The organism is Streptomyces albospinus, assembly GCF_014648695.1.
GTDB classification, from domain to species: domain Bacteria; phylum Actinomycetota; class Actinomycetes; order Streptomycetales; family Streptomycetaceae; genus Streptomyces; species Streptomyces albospinus.
In genome coordinates this window covers 210,379-231,893 of the sequence record NZ_BMRP01000002.1, presented here as the reverse complement: position 1 = coordinate 231,893, position 21,515 = coordinate 210,379, and the positions used below count along the sequence as shown (strand labels likewise).

At 70.6% G+C, this 21,515-nt stretch carries 16 protein-coding genes; 12 read left to right on the top strand and 4 right to left on the bottom strand.

Translation table 11 applies throughout. The features are described 5' to 3' along the window. Positions 1–10 precede the first annotated feature (10 nt). Complete coding sequence (locus IEZ17_RS04350) at positions 11–358, top strand: hypothetical protein (RefSeq protein ID WP_189296542.1); 348 nt, start codon at positions 11–13, stop codon at positions 356–358. Between the two features lie 534 nt (positions 359–892). Here the strand turns inward: IEZ17_RS04350 and sigJ are convergent. Beyond that, complete coding sequence (gene sigJ / locus IEZ17_RS04345) at positions 893–1,810, bottom strand: RNA polymerase sigma factor SigJ (RefSeq protein ID WP_189296540.1); 918 nt, start codon at positions 1,808–1,810, stop codon at positions 893–895. A gap of 469 nt (positions 1,811–2,279) precedes the next feature. On the opposite strand from sigJ, the gene IEZ17_RS04340 reads away from it, so the two are divergent. Beyond that, positions 2,280–3,233 (top strand): sigma-70 family RNA polymerase sigma factor, encoded by a 954-nt coding sequence (locus tag IEZ17_RS04340; RefSeq protein ID WP_189296538.1) that lies wholly within the window; start codon positions 2,280–2,282, stop codon positions 3,231–3,233. Positions 3,234–3,283: 50 nt separating this feature from the next. Here the strand turns inward: IEZ17_RS04340 and IEZ17_RS04335 are convergent, their stop codons facing one another. Continuing rightward, positions 3,284–3,640, bottom strand: a complete 357-nt coding sequence (locus IEZ17_RS04335; protein WP_189296536.1) for a YciI family protein — start codon at positions 3,638–3,640, stop codon at positions 3,284–3,286. A gap of 145 nt (positions 3,641–3,785) precedes the next feature. Beyond that, on the bottom strand, positions 3,786–4,244 hold the full coding sequence (locus IEZ17_RS04330) for a hypothetical protein (protein WP_189296534.1): 459 nt from the start codon (positions 4,242–4,244) through the stop codon (positions 3,786–3,788). A 165-nt stretch (positions 4,245–4,409) separates the two neighbouring features. Here IEZ17_RS04330 and IEZ17_RS04325 point away from each other — a divergent pair, with 165 nt between their 5' ends. From IEZ17_RS04325 to acnA, 3 genes are all read left to right on the top strand, one after another. After that, the gene (locus IEZ17_RS04325) at positions 4,410–5,564 is read left to right on the top strand and encodes a sensor histidine kinase (protein ID WP_189296532.1); all 1,155 of its coding nucleotides are present in this window, start codon (positions 4,410–4,412) and stop codon (positions 5,562–5,564) included. Further along, positions 5,557–6,249, top strand: a complete 693-nt coding sequence (locus IEZ17_RS04320) for a response regulator transcription factor (protein ID WP_189296530.1) — start codon at positions 5,557–5,559, stop codon at positions 6,247–6,249. Before IEZ17_RS04325 ends, IEZ17_RS04320 begins: the two co-directional genes overlap by 8 nt. Before the next feature lie 248 nt (positions 6,250–6,497). After that, the gene (gene acnA, locus IEZ17_RS04315) at positions 6,498–9,212 is read left to right on the top strand and encodes an aconitate hydratase AcnA (protein ID WP_308427583.1); all 2,715 of its coding nucleotides are present in this window, start codon (positions 6,498–6,500) and stop codon (positions 9,210–9,212) included. 106 nt (positions 9,213–9,318) lie between these two features. Here acnA and IEZ17_RS04310 read toward each other — a convergent pair whose 3' ends face one another. After that, positions 9,319–12,735: a GH92 family glycosyl hydrolase gene (locus IEZ17_RS04310; protein WP_189296526.1), complete on the bottom strand. Its 3,417-nt coding sequence runs from the start codon at positions 12,733–12,735 to the stop codon at positions 9,319–9,321. Positions 12,736–13,156: 421 nt separating this feature from the next. Between IEZ17_RS04310 and ngcE the strand changes: the two genes are divergently transcribed. From ngcE to IEZ17_RS04275, 7 genes are all read left to right on the top strand, one after another. Then, the gene (gene ngcE / locus IEZ17_RS04305; protein WP_189296524.1) at positions 13,157–14,590 is read left to right on the top strand and encodes an N-acetylglucosamine/diacetylchitobiose ABC transporter substrate-binding protein; all 1,434 of its coding nucleotides are present in this window, start codon (positions 13,157–13,159) and stop codon (positions 14,588–14,590) included. A gap of 51 nt (positions 14,591–14,641) precedes the next feature. Further along, complete coding sequence (locus IEZ17_RS04300; protein ID WP_189296522.1) at positions 14,642–15,565, top strand: carbohydrate ABC transporter permease; 924 nt, start codon at positions 14,642–14,644, stop codon at positions 15,563–15,565. Positions 15,566–15,576: 11 nt separating this feature from the next. Then, positions 15,577–16,506, top strand: a complete 930-nt coding sequence (locus tag IEZ17_RS04295) for a carbohydrate ABC transporter permease (protein ID WP_189296520.1) — start codon at positions 15,577–15,579, stop codon at positions 16,504–16,506. Between the two features lie 313 nt (positions 16,507–16,819). Next, positions 16,820–18,019 (top strand): ROK family transcriptional regulator, encoded by a 1,200-nt coding sequence (locus tag IEZ17_RS04290; RefSeq protein WP_189296518.1) that lies wholly within the window; start codon positions 16,820–16,822, stop codon positions 18,017–18,019. Positions 18,020–18,159: 140 nt separating this feature from the next. Next, the gene (locus IEZ17_RS04285; protein ID WP_229851833.1) at positions 18,160–19,254 is read left to right on the top strand and encodes a substrate-binding domain-containing protein; all 1,095 of its coding nucleotides are present in this window, start codon (positions 18,160–18,162) and stop codon (positions 19,252–19,254) included. Positions 19,255–19,354: 100 nt separating this feature from the next. Continuing rightward, positions 19,355–20,155: an ATP-binding cassette domain-containing protein gene (locus IEZ17_RS04280; protein ID WP_189296516.1), complete on the top strand. Its 801-nt coding sequence runs from the start codon at positions 19,355–19,357 to the stop codon at positions 20,153–20,155. Then, complete coding sequence (locus IEZ17_RS04275) at positions 20,152–21,423, top strand: sugar ABC transporter permease (protein WP_189296514.1); 1,272 nt, start codon at positions 20,152–20,154, stop codon at positions 21,421–21,423. The genes IEZ17_RS04280 and IEZ17_RS04275 overlap by 4 nt, the downstream gene beginning before the upstream one ends. Positions 21,424–21,515: the final 92 nt, after the last annotated feature.

Genomic DNA, 21,515 nt, shown 5'->3' with positions numbered 1-21,515 from the left:
GGTAGGGGGCGTGGGCGCGGGTGGTACGGGTTTCGGGGCGACGGACGGGACGGCGGCGACCACCGACCTCCTCGGCAGATTGCTGACGGGCCTTGAGGGAACCGGAGTTCCGCCGCGGGCGCTCCGGGCACGCGGCTCACTGGCCGGCGGCGACTGTCAGGAGGGGCGCGGCGACCCCGATCTGATCGCGGTCCCCGGCCGCCCGTGCGCACCGGACGACGAGCGGCGGCCGGGCGCCCTCCGCCAACGGCTCCAGGACGCCGTCCCGTTGGCCGCCGGGCCGCACTGCGGCTACCTCGCCGTGGGCGCGGCGGTCAGCCCCGGACCCCTCATCCGGCCTGGATTTAAAGGGAGTTGACGCACCGTCCGGTCACCCCCGTCACCCGCCGCGCACTCCATGCCGTCGGCCGCGTCCTGTACGGCGAGCCGCCCGCGGCGCTGCTCCCGCCGGGGACGGTGCGGAGCCGCGCGCCTTCGCCCTCGCCGACCTGCGCGGCTTCTGCCGGCCCGCGCTCGCCCCCCGAGTACCGGCTGCGGGACATCGGGGTGGACCTCGGCCTGCCGACCCCTGGCACAGGCGACGGTGACGCTGCGCAGCGGCGCGCTGGTCGGCAAGGCCGAGGCCCTGGACGTCCTGGCGGAACCGGGGGCTCCGGCACCGGTGGTCCAGGACATCGGGCAGCGGCGGTACGGCCCCCGGGCCGCGCCCGGCGACCCGGGCCCGGCCGCTCCGGCGCCGTACCCCACGGCGTGGCACACGGAGCGGGCCGGCCTCACCCGCGGGTTCCTCGGCCCGGCGATCGACCGGACGCCGGACGCGTACGGGGGCGGCCGAGTCGTACGGGGCCCGGCGCACCGCGCAGGCCTGTCCCGACGGCCGTTGCCCGGGCCCTCACTCGTCCAGGATCGTCAGGTCCAGCCGTTCGAGCCGGGCCAGGTCGGCCAGGATGTTGATCTCCACGATCTTCCCGTGCGCGATGGTGAAGCCCATGACGGAGAACGGCCGCCCGCCGCGCGCGGTGACCAGCCCCGGCGCCCCGTTGACCAGCGCCGGGCGCGCGAACGGGACGAACCGGGAGTAGAACAGCGCCTGTTCGACCACGGCGGCGGCGCCGCGGACCAGCCGCGAGGCACCCGGGGCCCCGGGGCCGCTGTCCGCCCGCAGTACGACGTCCGGGTCGAGGACCGCCAGCAGCGCATCGAAGTCGCCGCTGCGCGAGGCGGCGAGGAAGGCGTCGACGACCTCGCGCTGCCGGGCCGGGTCGGTGTCGGGGGCCGGGGCGGTGCCCTGGACCCGGCGGCGGGCCCGGCTGGCGAGCTGGCGGGCGGCGGCGGGGGTGCGGTCGACGATCGGGGCGATCTCGTCGAAGGGGACGGCGAACATGTCGTGCAGCACGAAGGCGAGCCGTTCGGCCGGCGCCAGGGTCTCCAGGACGACGAGCAGCGCGAGCCCCACCGAGTCGGCCAGCAGCACCTCCTGTTCGGGGTCGGGGCCGTCCTCGCGGCTCACGATCGGCTCCGGGACATGGACGCCGAGGGGGTCCTCGCGCCGCGCCCGGCGGGTACGGAGCTGGTCCAGGCAGACCCGTCCGACGATGGTGGTCATCCAGCCGCCCAGGTTCGCCACCCCGCTCACCCCGGACCGGCTCAGCCGCAGCCACGCTTCCTGGACGGCGTCGTCCGCCTCGCTCAGCGAGCCGAGCATGCGGTAGGCGACCGCCCGCAGATGGCCGCGGTGCTCCTCGAACCGCTCGGCCAGCCACTCGCGGTCGTCCCGGCCCGGGGTGCCCGTCTCGTCGTTCTCGTCCATCGCTCGCTTCCGCTCCCTTTCCTCCGTCGCGGCCCGTCACAGCAATGACGGACGCCATGATGCAGATGTGACACGAGCCGGCGGGCAGCCGCCGTGCCCGTCCCGCCCCCGTTCCCCGTCCGGCCACCCGCTCACCGGACGGTCCACATCCCTCCGGGCCCGGCCCGTGGTGTACGTGGTGCGGTCGCCCACCGCAAGATCGTGGCCCATCGCGCACCGGGCCACGGGACCGGCGCGGCGATGACGTGCAGGGCGCGGGACCCCGTGCCGGAGGGCCCCGGCGCGAGGGCGGCGTCGCCGGACGCCGCCTCGAAGCTTTCGCGGGCGGTCGGCGGGCCGCGGAAGCGCCGCCGGCAGCGGGCGAACGGGCCGGGGCCGGGAGCGGCGCCGTGGTCGCGGTCGTCCCGGTCACCTCGGCTCGCTCGGGTACGTCATGGAGGTGACGAGCCATGGTGAGGAAAGGTGACCGATGCGCGAGCAGGACCGTACGGGCGGGCGGGGCGAGCCGGTGGAGCGGGACGGGCAGGACCGGCTGGCGGAGCGTTTCGAGGCGGAGCGCGGCCGGCTGCACGCGGTCGCCTACCGCATGCTCGGCTCCTCCGGCGAGGCGGACGACGCCGTCCAGGAAGCCTGGCTGCGGCTGAGCCGCGCCGGCGCCGGCGGGGTCGGGAACCCGGCCGCCTGGCTGACCACCGTCGTCTCCCGCATCTGCCTCGACATGCTGCGCTCCCGCACGGCCCGGCGCGAGGAACTGTTCGGCCAGGAGCTGCCCGACCGGCTCGCCGGTCCCGGAAGCGGCGGGCCGGATGCGGGCGACCCCGAACAGGAGGCGCTGCTGGCCGACTCGGTGGGCCGGGCGCTGCTCGTGGTGCTGGACACCCTCGCCCCCGCCGAGCGGATCGCGTTCGTGCTGCACGACATGTTCGCCGTGCCGTTCGACCGGATCGCGCCCATCGTGGAGCGCACCCCGGTCACCACGAAGAAGCTGGCCAGCCGCGCCCGCCACAAAGTGCGCGGCACCCCGGCGCTGCCCGCCGCCGAACTCACCCGCCACCGGCGGGTCGTCGACGCCTTCCTGGCGGCCTGCCGCGACGGCGACATCGCCGGGCTGCTCGCGGTGCTGGACCCCGATGCCGTACGCCGGGCGGACCGCGCCGCGCTGCCCGCGGGCGTCCCCGCCGAGGTCCGCGGGGCGGCGGCCGTGGTGGAGCAGACCGTGGTCCTCGGCAGGCGGGCGCGGTTCGCGGCGCCGGCACTGGTGAACGGCGCCGTGGGAGCCGTCGTGGCCCCGGGCGGCCGGCTGCGGATCGTGCTCACCTTCACCCTCGCGGCCACCGCCGACGGCACCCGGATCACCGGGTACGAGGTGATCGCCGACCCCGCGCGGCTGCGCCGGCTCGACCTGGCCGTCCTCGACGCGTAGGGCGGGGCCCCGGCGCCGGGACGGCGGGACCGGGGGCCCGTGCGCCCGGGTCAGCCCCCGGCGATCTCGCGGACCTCGGCGGTGACGGTCAGATGCGCGTCGTGGACCCGGAGGAACCGCTCGGTCCACTCCAGCGCCTCGGCCTTGTCCTCGGCCTGGAGGAGGGCGTAGCCGCCGATGACCTCCTTGGCCTCGGCGAACGGGCCGTCGGTGTACGACACCGCGCCGCCGGACCAGGTGACCCGGGTGCCCTGGGCGCTCGGGGTGAGGCCCGCGGTGTCCAGCATCACCCCGGCCTTGGTGATCTCCTCCAGCAGCTCGCCCATCCGCCGCGCCATCTCGGGGCTGGGGCCCTCGGCGGGGATGTGCTGCTCGTCGATGCGGATCAGCGTCAGAAAGCGCGGCATGGTGACTCCTCGGTCGGGTGGGCGGGGTCCGTCCCCGCCCTCACCTGTACGTCGAACGGGAGGCGGCCGGATCGACAGCTCCCGCGGCTTTCGGGAAAAAATTCTCCGGGACCTGCTGGGAGCCGGCCGGCGGCGCGCCGTACGGTCAGCGGGCCAGCGCACCGCCACGGGCGCGGGCGGCCAGCACCTGCTGCTGGGCCAGCAGCACCACACCGAAGTACAGCAGGACGGTGACGGCGCCGAGCCCGGCCGCGACCGTGGTGTCGATCAGGAAGTGCTGCCCGAGGCCGGCGATCCACAGCGCCGCGGTGGCCAGGTTGCCCTGCCGCATCACCGTGTCGCCCTTCAGGGACAGCCGCACGGTGAACGCGCGGACCGCGGCGAGCAGCACGCCGACGGCGAGGCTCGCGGCGAGCATCCCGGCGTCGTGCCCGGACAGCGGACGGGACGTGGCGTACCCGGCGGTCTCCACCGCGCCGATGACGACCAGGACCAGGCCGATCGGCGACTTCTCCCGCAGCGGGCGCTCGGTGAGCTGCCGGGACAGCAGCCACACCAGCACGACGGCGGTGATGACGAGGTTGGTGTTGGTGGTGTGGTCCATGACCCCTGGGCCTTCTCTGCGAGGTGGGTGTGCGCGGTCTGCGCCGCGTGCCTCCCACGGTGCGGCCGGGCGCGGGCGGAGGGATCAGCCGCCGGGGTGGAGAAAGGGGTGGAGATCACGCCGGCCCGATACGGGACCGGCGGTGCGTGCCGCCATGATGGACGGGTGCGGAACGAGGGGATACGACGGCTGCGGCCCGGCCGGTTCCGGGACGGCCTCGACGCGTCCCGGCTGCGCCGGATCGCGCTGAACGGGCTCGCCATCACCGTCGCGGTCGTCCTGCCGCGCGACACCCCCCAAGTGCCGGTCGTCACCGTGCTGTTCCACGCACTGATCGCGCTGTGGGCGGTGACCACGGTGATCCGGCACCTGCTGGCGCCGCCCTGGCCGGGCGTGGCGTGGAGCGTGCTGCTGGTCGGCGGCGCGGTCTGCGCCGGAATGAGCCCGCAGCCGTCCGGCCCGGCGTTCGTGGCGTCGGCGGGCCTGTTCCTGCTGACCTCGGCCGTCGACAACGGCGTCCGCTGGATCGCCGCCGCCACCGCGGCCGGGATCGCCGGCTTCGCGCTGGCCCACACCGCCGTCGGCGGGAGCCCGGACGCGGCCGTCCCGTCGCTGATCTCGGCCGTCACGGGCGGCGGCTTCGGCCTCCTCGCCCGGCTGAACGGCCTCGACCGCCGTACCGAGCGCAGCGCGGCCGAACGGCGCGCGGAGAAGGCGGTGCTGGAGGAGCGCGCCAGGATCGCCCGGGACATCCATGACGTGCTGGCCCATTCGCTCGGCGGTCTGGTGCTCCAGCTGGACGCGCTGGAGGCGGTCTCCGCGGCGCGCGGCGCGGACGAGGAGGTGCTCGTCCGGGTGCGCGGGGCGCGGGAGATGGCGGCGGACGGCCTGGTGGCGGCCAAGCGCGCGGTCGACGCGCTGCGCCGGCTGCCGGCCGGCATCGACGCCGCGCTCGGCGAGATCGTCGCCGGCGCCCGCGCGCTCGGCATGACGGTGGACGTCGAGCTGCGCGGCGAGGCGGGCCGGGTGCCCGCGCCGGTCGCCGAGGTCGCCGCGTCCGTCACCGTCGAGGCGCTGACCAACGCCCGCAAGCATGCGCCGGGCGCGCCGGTCGCCGTGGTGCTGGAGACCGGCCGGGACGCCGTACTGCTGCGGGTCGCCAACCGGCTCGCGGCGCCGGGCGGCCCGGCGGTGCCGCTGCCCTCGGGCGGGCACGGTGTGGCCGGTATGCGGGAGCGGGCACAGATCGTCGGCGGCACACTCGACGCGGGCGGGAAGGACGGGGTGTGGACGGTGGAATGCCGGGTTCCGTATGAGTGACGGCAGCGGTCGCGGCGACCGCGGCGGCCGAAGTGACCGGCCGGTCCGGGTGGTTGTCGCCGACGACCAGGCCGCGGTGCGCGACGGCCTGGTGACCATCCTCGACCACGAGCCGGAGATCGAGGTGGTGGGGACCGCGGCGGACGGCGCCGAGGCCGTCGAGCTGGCCCGGCGCCTGGCCCCGGCCGTGGTGCTGATGGACCTCCGGATGCCCGGTGTCGACGGCGTCGCGGCGACCCGCGCGATCACCGCGCCCGGCCCGGGGCCCGCGGTGCTGGTGCTGACCACCTACGCCGACGACGAGTCGGTGGTCCGGGCGCTCCAGGCGGGCGCGGCCGGCTATCTCACCAAGAGCGCCGGGCGCGCCCAGATCGTCTCCGCGATCACCGCGACCGCCGACGGGCACCGCACCTTCGCCCCGGAGGTCGCCTCGGTCATGGTGCGCGGCCTGAGCCACCGGACGGCGCTGGAGCGGATCGCGGCGGCGCATGCGCTGACCGTCCAGGAGACCCGGGTCCTCCAGCTGCTCACCGAGCGGCGGAGCAACCGGGCCATCGCCGAGGAGCTGTTCGTCTCGGTCGCCACCGTCAAGACCCACATCAACAACCTCTTCGGCAAGCTCCAGGTCGGCAACCGGGCGCAGGCGGCGGAACTGGTGGAGCGGGTGCGCGACGAGCGGGCGTGAGGTGCCGGCGGCGCGTACCGCCGTGCGGGGCCGGCGACGAGAGGAGCGCGCCGGATTGCGTGGGCAGGGCATGACCCCGCGGCGGCGATGTACTAGAGTTATCTCGACATCGAGATATCTGGCGAGAGGCGTACCGCTGCCGCGCTAGTTAGGCATACCTAACTAAGGCGTACCTTAGCGGATCGGCTGGGACCTGTGACGGCAGGATGCAGGTGGTACGCGCGAATTCATGCATGAAGGAGACTGTCGTGTCGGCGAACAGCTTCGACGCCCGCAGCACCCTGAAGGTGGGCGACGAGTCTTACGAGATCTTCCGGCTGGACAAGGTCGAGGGCGCAGCCCGCCTGCCGTACAGCCTGAAGGTGCTGCTGGAGAACCTGCTCCGCACCGAGGACGGCGCGAACATCACCGCCGACCACATCCGCGCGCTCGGCAACTGGGACTCCCAGGCGCAGCCGAGCCAGGAGATCCAGTTCACGCCGGCCCGCGTGATCATGCAGGACTTCACCGGCGTGCCCTGCGTCGTGGACCTCGCGACCATGCGCGAGGCCGTCAAGGAGCTGGGCGGCGACCCCGCGAAGATCAACCCGCTGGCGCCGGCCGAGCTGGTCATCGACCACTCCGTCATCGCCGACAAGTTCGGCACCCACGACGCGTTCGCGCAGAACGTCGAGCTGGAGTACGGCCGCAACAAGGAGCGCTACCAGTTCCTGCGCTGGGGCCAGACCGCGTTCGACGAGTTCAAGGTCGTCCCCCCGGGCACCGGCATCGTCCACCAGGTCAACATCGAGCACCTGGCGCGCACGGTCATGGTCCGCAACGGCCAGGCCTACCCCGACACCCTCGTCGGCACCGACTCGCACACCACCATGGTCAACGGCCTCGGTGTGCTGGGCTGGGGCGTCGGCGGCATCGAGGCCGAGGCCGCGATGCTCGGCCAGCCGGTCTCCATGCTCATCCCGCGCGTCGTAGGCTTCAAGCTGACCGGTGAGCTCAAGCCGGGCACCACCGCCACCGACCTGGTGCTGACCATCACCGAGATGCTGCGCAAGCACGGCGTCGTCGGCAAGTTCGTCGAGTTCTACGGCGAGGGCGTCGCCGCCACCTCGCTGGCCAACCGCGCCACCATCGGCAACATGTCGCCGGAGTTCGGCTCCACCGCCGCCATCTTCCCGATCGACGGCGAGACCCTCAACTACCTGCGACTGACGGGCCGCAGCGACCAGCAGGTCGCGCTGGTCGAGGCGTACGCCAAGGAGCAGGGCCTCTGGCTCGACCCGGCCGCCGAGCCGGACTTCTCCGAGAAGCTGGAGCTGGACCTCTCGACGGTCGTCCCGTCGATCGCCGGCCCGAAGCGCCCGCAGGACCGCATCGTCCTCGCCGAGGCCGCCCAGCAGTTCGCCCAGGACGTCCGCAACTACGTCGACACCGCCGACGAGGCCGGCAAGGAGTCCTTCCCGGCCTCCGACTCCCCGGCCACCGCCGACGGCGTCCCGACCAACCCGGTCACCGTCACCGCCCCCGACGGCTCGACCTACCAGATCGACCATGGTGCGGTGACGGTCGCGGCCATCACCTCCTGCACCAACACCTCCAACCCCTACGTCATGGTCGCCGCCGCGCTGGTCGCGAAGAAGGCCGTGGAGAAGGGCCTGACCCGCAAGCCGTGGGTCAAGACCACCCTGGCGCCCGGCTCCAAGGTCGTCACCGACTACTTCGACAAGGCGGGCCTGACCCCGTACCTGGACAAGGTCGGCTTCAACCTCGTCGGCTACGGCTGCACCACCTGCATCGGCAACTCCGGCCCGCTGCCGGAGGAGGTCTCCAAGGCCGTCAACGACCACGACCTGGCCGTGACCTCGGTCCTCTCCGGCAACCGCAACTTCGAGGGCCGGATCAACCCCGACGTCAAGATGAACTACCTGGCGTCCCCGCCGCTGGTCGTCGCGTACGCCATCGCCGGCTCCATGAAGGTGGACATCACCCGCGAGGCGCTGGGCACCGACACCGAGGGCAACCCGGTCTTCCTCAAGGACATCTGGCCCGCCGAGGCCGAGGTCAACGACGTCGTGGCCAACGCCATCGGCGAGGACATGTTCAACAAGTCCTACAGCGACGTCTTCGCGGGCGACGCCCAGTGGCAGGCGCTGCCGATCCCGACCGGCAACACCTTCGAGTGGGACGCCGAGTCCACCTACGTCCGCAAGCCCCCGTACTTCGAGGGCATGACGATGGAGACCACCCCGGTCACCGACATCGCCGGTGCGCGGGTCCTCGCCAAGCTGGGCGACTCGGTCACCACCGACCACATCTCCCCGGCCGGTGCGATCAAGGCCGACACCCCGGCCGGCCAGTACCTCACCGAGCACGGTGTGGAGCGCCGCGACTTCAACTCCTACGGCTCGCGCCGCGGCAACCACGAGGTCATGATCCGCGGTACGTTCGCCAACATCCGCCTGCGCAACCAGATCGCGCCGGGCACCGAGGGCGGCTTCACCCGCGACTTCACGAAGGACGGCGCCCCGGTCTCCTTCATCTACGACGCGTCGCAGAACTACCAGGCCGCCGGCATCCCGCTGGTCGTCCTGGCCGGCAAGGAGTACGGCTCCGGATCGTCCCGCGACTGGGCCGCCAAGGGCACCGCGCTGCTCGGCGTCAAGGCCGTCGTCGCCGAGTCCTACGAGCGCATCCACCGCTCGAACCTCATCGGCATGGGCGTCCTGCCGCTCCAGTTCCCGGAGGGCGAGTCCGCCCAGTCGCTGGGGCTGACCGGCGAGGAGACCTTCGCGATCTCCGGCGTGACCGAGCTGAACGACGGCAGCACGCCGCGCACGGTCAAGGTCACCACCGACAGCGGTGTGGAGTTCGACGCGGTGGTCCGCATCGACACCCCCGGTGAGGCGGACTACTACCGCAACGGCGGCATCATGCAGTACGTGCTGCGGAGCCTGATCCGCAAGTAAGCGGCGCCCGAGGGCGCTTGAGCACAAGGGCCGCACTCCCCGGAAGGGGGGTGCGGCCCTCGGCCTTCCCGGATCGGGGCCTTCGCACGGCCGCTTCAGCCGCCGACTACCCTTGCGGCGGCGCGAGAAGCTCCAGTTCCGCCAGTACCACCTTTTTCGGGCAGACGATGCGGTAGTGCCGGTACGCACCCGGCGAAGCGATCGAGAAGGCGCGGGTCTGGCGGTCCCAGGCGAAGGATTCGCCGGACCGTCGGTCCAGTTCCGTCCAGGCCGTCCCGTCCGGTGATCCTTCCAGCGCCCAGTCGCCGGGCGCCCGCGCGCGATCCGCCGAGGTGAGCGTGTACTGCACGGCCCGGACCGGCCGCGCCACCGGCAGTTCCACCGACGTGAACTCCTGGGACGTGGCCGAGGAGTTGTCGAAGAGCGGGCCCGAAGGGATCGTCACGTCCCGCGGTGGCGCCGGCACCCGGTCGTCCCGGGTGATCGAGGTGGGCGCGGCGTCCGGACCGGTGGCCCAGCGGGAGGGGCGGGGGCCCATGGCGAAGTCCAGGGTGCCGCCGCGGGCCAGCGGCGCATGCGGCAGGGCGGTGGAATTCCACGGCTTTCCGTTCACCCGGAGGCTCTGGACGTAGACGTTCCGGGCGCTGTTGCCGGGGGCGTTGACGGTGAGGTCGCGGCCGTTCTCCAGATGGATGGTGGCCTTGGCGAACAGCGGGGAGCCCACCGCGTACTCGCCCTGGCCCATCACCAGCGGATAGAAGCCGAGCGAACTGAAGACGTACCACGCGGACATCTCGCCGTTGTCCTCGTCGCCCGGATACCCCTGGCCGATCTCGCTGCCGAGATAGAGCCGGCCGAGCACTTCCCGGACCTTCTGCTGGGTCTTGTACGGCTGCCCCGCCGCGTCGTAGAGATAGGCGATGTGGTGGGCGGGCTGATTGCTGTGGCCGTACATGCCCATCCGGACATCGCGGGCCTCGGTCATCTCGTGGATGACCTCGCCGTACGAGCCGGCGAACTGCCTGGCCGCGGTCTCCGGGGTGGCGAAATACGCGTCCAGCTTCTTCGCCAGACCGGCCCGGCCGCCGTAGAGGTTGGCCAGCCCCCGGGTGTCCTGCGGGGTGGTGAAGGCGTAGGTCCAGGCGTTGGTCTCGGTGTAGTCGTAGCCCCAGACGCGCGGGTCGAACTTCTCCGGGGGCAGCCGCCAGGTGCCCTGCGCGTCCCTGCCCTGGAAGAAACCGGTCCGGCGGTCGAAGAGCTGGACGTAGTTCCGGGCCCGGCCCAGGAAGTAGTCGGATTCCTCCTTGTAGCGGGGATTGTGGGTCTTCGCGTAGAGCGCCTGTCCCATGCGGGCGATACCGAAGTCGTTGAGATAGCCCTCCAGCGCCCAGGACGCGCCCTCGCGGGTGTCGGTGCTCGTATAGCCGAGGAACGGCGCGGTGCCCATGCCCTTGCGGCCGACGCCGGAGAACGGCGGGGCGACGGTGGCGTTCTTGACGGCCGCGTCATAGGCCGCGGCGGCGTCGAACTTCACGCCCTTGACATAGGCGTCGGCAAAGGCGACATCGGAACTGGTCCCGGTCATCAGATCCGCATAGCCCGGTGACGACCAGCGCGAGATCCAGCCGCCGTCCTTGTACTGCTGGACGAATCCGTCGACCATCTTCCCGGCCCGGGCCGGGGTGAGCAGCGAATAGGCGGGCCAGGTGGTGCGGTAGGTGTCCCAGAAGCCGTTGTTGACGTACATCGAGCCGTCGACGATCTTCGAGCCGGTGCGGGTGGGGGTGTCCGGCCCGGCCGGCGGGGAGAACGGGCTGGCGTAGCGGACCCGCGAACCGACCTGCTCGGAACCGGAGTTGGGGTAGAGGTAGAGCCGGTAGAGGCTGGAGTAGAGGGTGGTCAGCTGGTCGCGCGAGGCGCCCTGCACCTCGATACGGCCGAGGAGCGCGTCCCACTGCGCCTGCGCGCGGTCCCGGACGGCGGCGAAGGCGGCGTCGGCGGGGATCTCCCGGGCGAGGTTCGCCTTCGCCTGGTCGACGCCGATCAGCGAGGTGGCGATCCGCATGGTCACGGTGCGGTCCGCGCCGGGCGCGAAGCGCAGATAGCCGGTGACGTCCTTGCCGCCGCCCCCTCCGAGCCGGCCGCCGCCGGTCACCGGCTTGTCGAAGACGCCGTAGACGAACAGCCGGCCGGCGCCGATCGACAGCCCGCTCTTGACGTCCGAGTAGCCGCTGACGACCCCGTGCGCGAGGTCCAGGTTCAGGCCGCCCTTGTTGTTGACGTTGTCGAAGATCAGGCCCGCGTGGTCGCCGGGGAAGGTGAAGCGCATCATCGCGGCATGGTCGGCCGGGGCGATCTCCGCCTTCAGGCCGTTGTCGAAGGTCACGCCGTAGTAGTGCGGGTGGGCCGTCTCGTTGGCGTGGTGGAAGGGCAGCGCCCGGCCGGTCCGCGAGGCGTCCGGGGTGCCGGCGGCCACCGTCGGCATCACCTGGAAGGTCTGCCGGTCGCCCATCCAGGGGCTCGGCTCATGGCTGGCGCTGAACGCCTGGAGGGTGGGGAGGTTGTCGGCGTTGTTCTTCCGCGCGTATTCGTAGAGCCAGTCGGCGGAGCCCGCGTTGGTCACCGGGGTCCAGAAGTTGAAGCCGTTGGGGACGGCGGTGGCGGGGAAGGTGTTGCCGCGCGAGAAGCTGCCGCTGGAGAGCGTGCCGCGGGTGGTGACGGCGTGGTCGGAGAGGTGGGCGAGTGGCTTCTCCGGGGCCTTGGGGCCGATGGCGATGTCGTCGACCCAGCCCCGGAAGGCCGGCGCGGTGCGCGGCGCGGCGGGCGCGTCGTAGGCGAGCAGGATCCGCGCGATGGTCTTGCCGGCGGCGACCGCGCCGATCCGGGACTCCCGGTTGTTCCACTGGTTGGCGTAGAGCGTCTTGGCGGCGGCCTGCCCCTGCGGCGTCAGTGGGGCGCCGTACTGGTCGACGGGGTGCAGCCGGCTCAGATACGTCCCGTCGGTGAAGGCCAGGTCGACGGCGACGTGGGTGGCGGGGTAGTCCGGATCGGTGGTGGACATCTCCGGGAAGATCTTGTACGAGAGCGAAGTCGCCGTGGTGACAGGAGTGTTGACCCGGAAGATCTTGTTGTACGCGTACCCGCGGCCGGCGGCGGTGTGGGTACCGGCGTACCGCAGCGCGTGGCCGCCGGTGAAGCCGGCGTGCGCCTTGGCGGTGGGGGAGTCGGCCGGGCCGGTGTCGGACCGGGTGCTCATACCGGGCGCCCCGGTGCCCTCGCGGCCGACGCCGGAGGTCTTCGGCCGGCCGTCCGGCCCGGTCTCGGCGGCGTCGGTCCAGTCCGGCTGCGGCTGGCCCGGTTCGAAGGAGGAGCTGAACTCCGCCGGACCCTGGGGCGGTTGCGGCGGCGCGGCCTGGGCCGCGCCGGTTGCGCCCTGCGCGGTGACGAGGAGCAGAGCCGCCGCCGCGAGGGCGACGGTGCGGGCGATCCCCCGCGGTGGACTGTGCCGGTGTCTGTGCCGCACGCGAGCCCTCTCAACGAGATTGACATCGTTGTCAGTTGCGTATTGCAGAGATAAGTAAGGTGCGTGGGGACTTTGGTGTCAAGGGCTCCGGGTGATCCGGGGGCGACCGTGTCGCGGAGAGCCGGGGGCCGGTGCGTGCATACCGGTGAGGTCTCAACTAGGGAAAGAAGCCCGGCCGACCCGGTATCCGATCTTGCCCCTTCGGCCGGAAGTGGACTATACCTATCGGCGTCCGAGCGGCCGTACGACCGGCGGCCGTGGATACCGGGGGCGAGTCGGGGGAAACAGCGGGCCGGAGCAATTCCCCGCATATCCCTGGCGAGCCCGGTGCACATCCCGTACAACTCAGCTTCATCTGACCTGCGGTGCCGGGGTGGCTCCGGTACACCGCCTGAGTCCTGAAGAAGGCGAGGACTTGAGCATGGGATCCACCTCAGAAGTCAATCGTCGCGATCTGGTCAAGCGGGCCGCGGCCCTGGGAATTCTCGCCGTACCGGCCATGGGCGCACTGTCGTCGTGTGCGACCGGCGGCGGTGGGGGCTCGGACGACGGCACCAGGAACAAGGGCGCCACCTCCGCCAGGAATCCCCTCGGGGTCAAGAACGGGGCGCCCCTGGAAGCGTTCATCTTCAAGGGCGGACTGGGCGACCAGTACGCAAAGGACGCCGAGGCCGACTACAACAAGACGTACGGCATCACCGTCAAGCACACCGGCACCCAGCAGGTCGGCCCCAAACTCCAGCCGCGTTTCGCCGGCGGCAATCCGCCGGATCTGATCGACAACTCCGGGGCCGACCACCTCGATATGAACAAGCTGTCCGCACAGGGGCAGTTGCAGGACCTCACGCCGCTGCTCGACGCCCCGTCGATGGACGACCCGAAGAAGAAGGTCCGGGACACGCTCTACCCCAGCACCATCGAAAAGGGCAAGCACAAGGACACCTTCGACGTCTTCTACTACGCCTTCACGGTCTACGGCACCTGGTACTCCGACAAGCTGCTGAAGGACAAGGGCTGGACCTATCCCACGTCCTTCGACGACATGATCAAGCTCTGTGCCGAGATCAAGAAGGCGGGGATCGCGCCCTGGACGTATCCGGGGAAGTACCCGTACTACGTCCACTTCAACATCTTCGCGCAGATCGCCAAGATCGGCGGCCTCGACAAGTGGATCGCCATCGACAACCTGGAACCGAATGCCTGGACCTCGAACGACGCGGTCAAGCAGGTCATCGGGCACTACGAGGAACTGGCCGCCAAGGGCTGTTTCCTGGAAGGCAGCCAGGGCCTGACGCACATTCAGGCGCAGACCGCCTGGACCCGCGGCAAGGCGGCCTTCATCCCGAACGGCTCGTGGGTGGAGAACGAGGCCGCGCCGACCACCCCTGCCGACTTCGGCATGGCCGTCGGCCCGCTCTTCGACGGCGGCAGCGGCGACAAGATGCCGCACGGCACCCTGCGCGCCGAGCCCAGTGAGCCGTTCATCGTGGCCAAGGGCGGCAAGAACCCCATCGGCGGCATGGAACTGCTGAGAATCCTGCTGTCCAAGAAGCACGCGCAGAATTTCGCGACCAAGGTCAAGTCGCTCACCTCCGTGCAGGGCGCGACCGACGGAATGCAGCTCTCCCCGGGCCTCTCCTCCGCGGCGAAGGCCGTCAAGGCGGGCGGTCGGAACCTGCTGATGATCCAGCTTCAGGAGTGGTACCCGAAGCTGACCGACGAAAAGCTGGGCGGGCTCACCAGTCAGCTGCTGACCGGCGACATGAAGGCCGCCGACTGGATAAAGAAGGCCCAGCAGTACGCGGACGAGACCGCCAAGGACAGCTCGGTCACCAAGTTCCACCGCGGGTCCTGACCGGGGCTTCGACCACGTACCACCGCTGACGAGGGAGGGCCGGGGAGCGCCATGCGACACGGCAAGTACCGATTCATCGTGGGGTTCCTGGCCCTGCCTCTGCTGTTCTACGGGATCTTTGTGATCTCCCCGTTCGTCCAGGCGTTCCAGATCTCGACGACGGAGTGGAGCGGACTGCGCGGCACCGCGAAGAGCGTCGGTCTGGACAACTACGCCAAGCTGCTGCACAGCGACGAATTCTGGAACGCGCTCCGGCACAACGTCATCATGCTGGTGCTGGTGCCGATCGCGACGCTGACGCTGGGGCTGTTCTTCGCCTTCATGCTGAACGTCGGCGGCAAGGCCCGCCGCGGAGCGGTCATCACCGGCGTCCGCGGCGCGTCGTTCTACAAGTTCGTCTACTTCTTCCCGCAGGTCATCTCGATCACCATCATCTCGGTGATCTGGTTCAACATCTACAATCCGGATCCGCACGACGGAATGCTCAACTCGCTGCTCGGCGCGGTCGGTCTGCATTCCCTCCAGAGTTCCTGGCTGGGGGTCAAAAGCATCGCGCTGGCCTGCATCATGGTGGTGATGGTGTGGGCGAACGTCGGCTTCTACGTCGTGCTGTTCTCCGCCGCCATGGCCTCCATTCCGCGGGAGATCTACGAAGCCTCGCTGCTGGACGGCGCCAACCGCTTCCACACCTTCTTCCGGATCACCCTGCCGCTGCTGTGGGACACCGTGCAGACCGGCTGGGTCTATATGGGCATCATCGCGATGGATGCCTTCGCGCTGGTGCAGATCATGTCCGTCAACATGGGCGGTCCGGACGGCGCGACGGATGTCGTCCCGCTCCGGCTGTACCAAACCGCCTTCCGCGACAGTCAGTTCGGCTATGCGGCGGCGATGGGTGTGGCCATGCTCGTCGTGACGCTGTTGTTCGCCGTCCTCACGATGCGTTTCGCGCGCCGTGACCGGATCGAGTTCTAGGGGCAGGGCGCATGACGACGGAAACCAACGCGGCGGAACAGCGGCCGGTGATCGGCGGGCAGCGACCGGGCGGCCGGAAGAGCGCCCGGACGGGGCGCCGGAGCTCCGAGGGCGGCACGCTCAATGTCTTCTCGCACGGCATCCTGTTCGTCTGGGCGCTGATGGTGGGCATGCCGCTGCTGTGGGTGCTCTGGAGTTCCTTCAAGAGCAGCGGTGACATCCTCACCACCCCCTGGTCGCTCCCGGGCAAGCTGCACTTCGAGAACTGGGTCAACGCCTGGGACAAGGCGAACATCGGCAAGATGTTCCTCAACACCCTTGTTGTGGTGGGCGGTTCGGTCGCCGGGACGATGGTGCTCGGTTCCATGGCGGGCTATGTCCTGGCGCGCTTCCAGTTCCCCGGGAACCGGATCATCTACTACCTCTTCGTCGCCGGTATGTCCTTCCCGGTCTTCATGCTGGTCATCCCGCTGTTCTTCGTGATGCGGGACTTTCCCGGGATCCCGCTGCTGGCGACCTACCAGGGCCTGATCGCGGTCTATATCGCCTACTCGCTGCCGTTCACCGTCTTCTTCATGACGTCGTTCTTCCGCACCCTGCCGACCTCGGTGGCGGAGGCGGCGATGATCGACGGCGCCTCGCACGCCCGGACGTTCTTCCAGGTCATGCTGCCGATGGCCAAACCGGGCCTGATCAGTATCGGGATCTTCAACTTCCTCGGGCAGTGGAATCAGTACCTGCTGCCGATGGTCCTCAACCAGGACGAGGACAAATACGTGCTGACCCAGGGCCTCGCCAATATCGCCCTCCAGCAGGGCTACGAGGGCGACTGGGGCGGACTGATGGCCGGCATGATGATCGCGATGCTCCCGGTGCTCCTCGTCTACTTCATCTTCCAGCGCCAGGTGCAGGCCGGACTGACGGCGGGGGCGCTCAAGTAGAGAGCGAGCGGGGCGGGGGCTCGCGCCGCGTACGGGTGTCGCGACGCCCCGTACGTCGACGGATCCGTTTCCGGCGCGGCGAATGTTCTGCGCCACATCGGGCGGTTCCGCAGCGGCGGGGCCGCCCTTGCGGTACCTGCCCTCTGCGCCCCTGCCCCGCCGATCGCCCAGGGCTCAACACCTTGACGAGACTTCCCCGTCGGCGTTCTGCTTAGAGTTCACATGTTGAAATCGGAAGCCGCCCCCCGATGGTGTGGGCGCGGCAGGCGGGCAGTCGTCGCACTGCCCGACCCAGGCGGGAGTGGATGAGTCGATGGAGACTCCGGGGTCGCAGTCCTCGCTGCACCGGGCCAATCTGGAGCGGGTCGTGCGCGCGGTACGCATGGCGGGCTCGCTCACGCAGGCGGAGATCGCCCGGACCACGGGGCTGTCGGCGGCCACCGTCTCGAACATCGTTCGTGAACTCAAGGACGGCGGGACCGTCGAGGTGACGCCCACCTCCGCGGGCGGCCGGCGGGCCCGCAGCGTCTCGCTCTCCGGGGACGCCGGGATCGTGGTGGGCGTCGATTTCGGCCACTCCCATCTGCGGGTCGCGGTCGGCAACCTGGCCCACGTGGTGCTGGCCGAGGAGGCCGAGCCGATCGACGTGGACGCCTCGGCCGCGGAGGGCTTCGACCGGGCCGAGCAGCTGGTCAGCCGCCTGATCGCGGAGACCGGCATCGACGCCGGCAAGGTCATCGGGGTCGGCCTCGGCGTGCCCGGCCCCATCGACGTGGAATCCGGCACGCTGGGGTCCACGGCGATCCTGCCGGGCTGGTCCGGCACGAACCCCGGCCAGGAGCTGTCCGGGCGCCTCGGCGTGCCCGTGTACGTGGACAACGATGCCAATCTGGGCGCGCTGGGCGAGCTGGTGTGGGGCGGCGGTCGCGGCGCCGCGGACCTGGCGTACATCAAGGTGGCCAGCGGCGTCGGCGCCGGGCTGGTGATCAGCGGGCAGATCTACCGCGGGCCGGGCGGCACGGCCGGCGAGATCGGGCACATCACCCTGGACGAGTCCGGGCCGGTCTGCCGCTGCGGCAACCGTGGCTGTCTGGAGACCTTCACCGCCGCCCGCTATGTGCTGCCGCTGCTCCAGCCGAGCCACGGCCCCGATCTGACCATGGCGCGGGTGGTGCAGCTGGCGCGCGAGGGCGACCCGGGCTGCCGCCGGGTCATTGCGGACGTGGGCCGTCATATCGGGAGCGGTGTGGCGAATCTGTGCAATCTGCTCAATCCCAGCCGAGTGGTGCTCGGCGGCGACCTCGCGGATGCCGGTGAGCTGGTGCTCGCGCCGATCCGGGAGTCGGTGTCGCGGTACGCGATCCCCAGCGCGGCACGCCAGTTGGGCATCGTGCCGGGCACGCTGGGCGGCCGGGCGGAAGTCCTGGGCGCGCTGGCGCTCGTGCTGAGCGAGATGGGCGATTCGAGCCTGCTCGACGGGGTGCAGGGTGCGGACGCGCCCGCCATAGCGTGACCGCGCTGAGTTCACACCCCTAACGCATGGCACCGTTGTCATCTCGTTAAGGATTTACTCCTTGACGGTCGGGCGGCGGCCGAGTTGACTTCCAGCCACCTCGGCCGCAACGACGCGGCCATGTCAGGGAGGCAACCCCCATGAACGTTTGGACGCGCCGCGTCGTCATAGGTACCGCCGCTGTCTCGATGGCTCTCTCCGTGGCCGCCTGCGGCAAGGCCGGCGACGGCGGCAAGAGCGGTGGCGGCGACAACAAGACCATCGGTCTGCTGCTGCCGGAGAACAAGACCACGCGGTACGAGACCTTCGACCGCCCGCTGATCGAGGCGAAGATCAAGGCGCTGTGCGCCGACTGCACGGTCAAGTACAACAACGCGGACCAGGACACCCAGAACCAGAAGAAGCAGTTCGACGCCCTGATCACCCAGGGCGTGAAGGTGATCATCCTGGACTCGGTCGACTACAAGGCCACCAAGTCCTGGGTGAACGAGGCCGCCAAGAAGGGCGTCAAGGTCGTCGCGTACGACCGGCTGGCCGAGGGCAACATCTCCGCCTACGTCTCCTACGACAACGAGAAGATCGGCCGCCTTCAGGGCCAGGCGCTGGTCAAGGCGCTCGGCGACAAGGCCAAGGACAGCAATGTCGTCATGATCAACGGCTCGCCGACCGACCCCAACGCGCCGTTCTTCAAGAAGGGCGCCCACAGCGTCCTCGACAAGCAGGTCAAGAAGGTCGTCTACGAGCAGGACATCCCCGACTGGTCGCCGGACGAGGCCAACAAGAAGATGAGCGCGGCCATCGACTCGCTCGGCAAGGACGGCTTCCAGGGCGTCTACTCCGCGAACGACGGCATGGCCGGCGGCATCATCACCGCCCTCAAGCAGCAGGGCATCCAGGTCCCGGTCGGCGGCCAGGACTCCGAGCTCGCGGGTCTCCAGCGGATCCTCAAGGGCGACCAGGCGTTCACGATCTACAAGCAGATCAAGCCGCAGGCCGACTCCACCGCCGAGATCGCGGTCAACCTGCTCAAGGGCGAGAAGATCGACTCCCTGACGCCCACCAAGGTCGACAGCCTCAGCGGCGAGGTCAAGGGCATCCCGGCGAAGCTCTACGACGCGCAGATCGTGACTAAGGACAACATCGAGGACACGATCATCAAGGACAAGGTCTACCAGGCGAGCCAGATCTGCACCGGCGACGTCAAGGCGGCCTGCGAGGCAGCGGGCATCAAGTAACGCGCCACGCCCCCGGCCCCCGGCCCCGCACCGGCCGGGGGCCCGTACACCCCCCGCTCTTCGCACCACCATTCCCGCCGCTGCGACGGCGGTGAAGGAGATGATTCACGTGTCCGCTACGCCTGTGCTGGCGTTGCGCGGAGTCTCCAAGCGTTTCGGCGCCGTCCAAGCCCTCACGGACGTCACCCTGGAGATCCGCCCCGGTGAGGTGGTCGCCCTCGTAGGCGACAACGGCGCCGGCAAGTCCACGCTCGTCAAGACCATTTCGGGCGTCCACCCGGTCGACGACGGCGTCATCGAGTGGGAGGGCAAGGCGGTCCGTATCGGCAAGCCGCACGACGCCCAGGAACTCGGTGTCGCGACCGTCTACCAGGACCTCGCGCTCTGCGACAACCTCGATGTCGTCGCCAACCTCTACCTCGGCAGCGAACTCCGCTCCGCGGGCGTCCTCAACGAGATCGCCATGGAGAAGCGCGCCAAGGAGCTCCTGGACACCCTGTCCATCCGCATCCCCAGCGTCCGCATCCCGGTCGCCGCGCTCTCCGGCGGCCAGCGGCAGGTCGTCGCCATCGCCCGTGCGCTGATCGGCGAGCCGAAGGTCGTCATCCTCGACGAGCCGACCGCCGCCCTCGGCGTCGAGCAGACCGCGCAGGTCCTCGACCTCGTCGAGCGGCTGCGCGAACGCGACCTCGGCGTCATCCTCATCAGCCACAACATGGCCGACGTCCAGGCCGTCGCGGACCGCGTCGCGGTGCTGCGGCTGGGCCGCAACAACGGTGTCTTCGACGTCGCGGACACCTCCCACGAAGAGATCATCGCCGCCATCACCGGCGCCTCGGACAACGCCGTCACCCGCCGCAAGGCGCGTACGGACCAGGTGAAGAAGGAGGCCGGGGCATGAGCGAGCAGACCACCGAAGCGGCGCCCGAGACGCCGCAGCCCGCCGCCGTCGACCCCCGCCTGCTGGTCCGGGAGAAGGGCTTTTCCGGCTACCTCGACGAGTTCGCGCGCCGGGTGCGCGGCGGTGAGCTGGGCTCGCTGCCGGTCATCATCGGCCTGCTCGTCATCGCGGTCGTCTTCCAGCTGAAGAACAGCAGCTTCCTGTCCGCGGACAGCATCGCCAACATCGGTGTCTACACCTCCGGCATGGGCATCATGGCCGTCGGCATCGTGTTCGTGCTGCTGCTCGGCGAGATCGACCTGTCGGTCGGCTCGGTGGCCGGTGTCGGCGCTGCGGTCTGGGCCGTGCTGAGCGTCACACACGGCCTCAACGACTGGCTCGCGGTCCTGCTGGCCATCGTCGCGGGCACCGCCATCGGCGCCCTGCACGGGTTCTTTTTCGCCAAGGTCGGGGTGCCCGCCTTCGTCGTCACCCTGGCCGGGTTCCTCGGCTGGAGCGGCCTCCAGATCTGGATGATGGGCAAGGAAGGCTCCATCAACACCCCCAGTGGCAGCCTGGTGGAGAACCTCACCGGCTACTACTTCGAGAACAAGGCCGCCGCCTACAGCCTCGCCGCGATCGCGGTCCTCGCCTACGCCGGCTCGCTCCTCCTGGACAGCAAGCGCCGCCGGACCGCCGCCCTGCCGTCCCGGCCGATGAGCGAGATCCTGCTGCGCACCGGCGTCGTCACGGTGATCGCCTTCGCCGTCGCCTACGAACTCAACGAGCCGAGCGGCGCCCGCGGCCTGCCGCTGGCCCTGGTGCTGTTCCTCGCCGTCCTGGTCCTCGCCGACTTCGTGGTGCGCCGCACCTCCTACGGCCGGCAGATCTTCGCGGTCGGCGGCAACGCGGAGGCGGCCCGCCGGGCCGGTATCAACGTCAACCGGGTCAGGATCAGCGTCTTCGCCATCTCCGGCATGCTGGCCGCCTTCGGCGGACTGTTCATCGCCAGCCTCTCCGGCGGCGCCACCAAGAACCTGGGCTCCGGCAACACCCTGATGAACGTCATCGCGGCGGCGGTCATCGGCGGCACCAGCCTCTTCGGCGGTCGCGGCAAGATCTGGTCCGCGCTGCTGGGCATGCTGGTCATCCAGTCCATCCAGCAGGGCCTGAACCTGCTCGGCATGGCCAGCGAGATCCAGTACATGATCACCGGCGCGGTGCTGCTGGCCGCCGTCGTGATCGACTCGGTGTCGCGGCGGACGCAGAAGACCGCCGGCCGGACCTGATCCGCATCTGTCGCACAACGGCAGAAACCGGCCTCTACCGGGCGCGTCCCGGTGGGGGCCGGTTTCTGTGCGGTGCCCCGCGCCACGGCGGC

What these genes read in the sequence shown, in the direction of transcription:
- IEZ17_RS04275 (WP_189296514.1), top strand. Translation starts at nt 20,152, where the DNA reads ATGAGCGAGCAGACCACCGAAGCGGCGCCCGAGACGCCGCAGCCCGCC.
- IEZ17_RS04340 (WP_189296538.1), top strand. Translation starts at nt 2,280, where the DNA reads ATGCGCGAGCAGGACCGTACGGGCGGGCGGGGCGAGCCGGTGGAGCGG.
- IEZ17_RS04335 (WP_189296536.1), bottom strand. Translation starts at nt 3,640, where the DNA reads ATGCCGCGCTTTCTGACGCTGATCCGCATCGACGAGCAGCACATCCCC.
- IEZ17_RS04300 (WP_189296522.1), top strand. Translation starts at nt 14,642, where the DNA reads ATGCGACACGGCAAGTACCGATTCATCGTGGGGTTCCTGGCCCTGCCT.
- ngcE (WP_189296524.1), top strand. Translation starts at nt 13,157, where the DNA reads ATGGGATCCACCTCAGAAGTCAATCGTCGCGATCTGGTCAAGCGGGCC.
- IEZ17_RS04330 (WP_189296534.1), bottom strand. Translation starts at nt 4,244, where the DNA reads ATGGACCACACCACCAACACCAACCTCGTCATCACCGCCGTCGTGCTG.
- IEZ17_RS04285 (WP_229851833.1), top strand. Translation starts at nt 18,160, where the DNA reads ATGAACGTTTGGACGCGCCGCGTCGTCATAGGTACCGCCGCTGTCTCG.
- IEZ17_RS04280 (WP_189296516.1), top strand. Translation starts at nt 19,355, where the DNA reads ATGATTCACGTGTCCGCTACGCCTGTGCTGGCGTTGCGCGGAGTCTCC.
- sigJ (WP_189296540.1), bottom strand. Translation starts at nt 1,810, where the DNA reads ATGGACGAGAACGACGAGACGGGCACCCCGGGCCGGGACGACCGCGAG.
- IEZ17_RS04320 (WP_189296530.1), top strand. Translation starts at nt 5,557, where the DNA reads ATGAGTGACGGCAGCGGTCGCGGCGACCGCGGCGGCCGAAGTGACCGG.
- IEZ17_RS04295 (WP_189296520.1), top strand. Translation starts at nt 15,577, where the DNA reads ATGACGACGGAAACCAACGCGGCGGAACAGCGGCCGGTGATCGGCGGG.
- IEZ17_RS04290 (WP_189296518.1), top strand. Translation starts at nt 16,820, where the DNA reads ATGGAGACTCCGGGGTCGCAGTCCTCGCTGCACCGGGCCAATCTGGAG.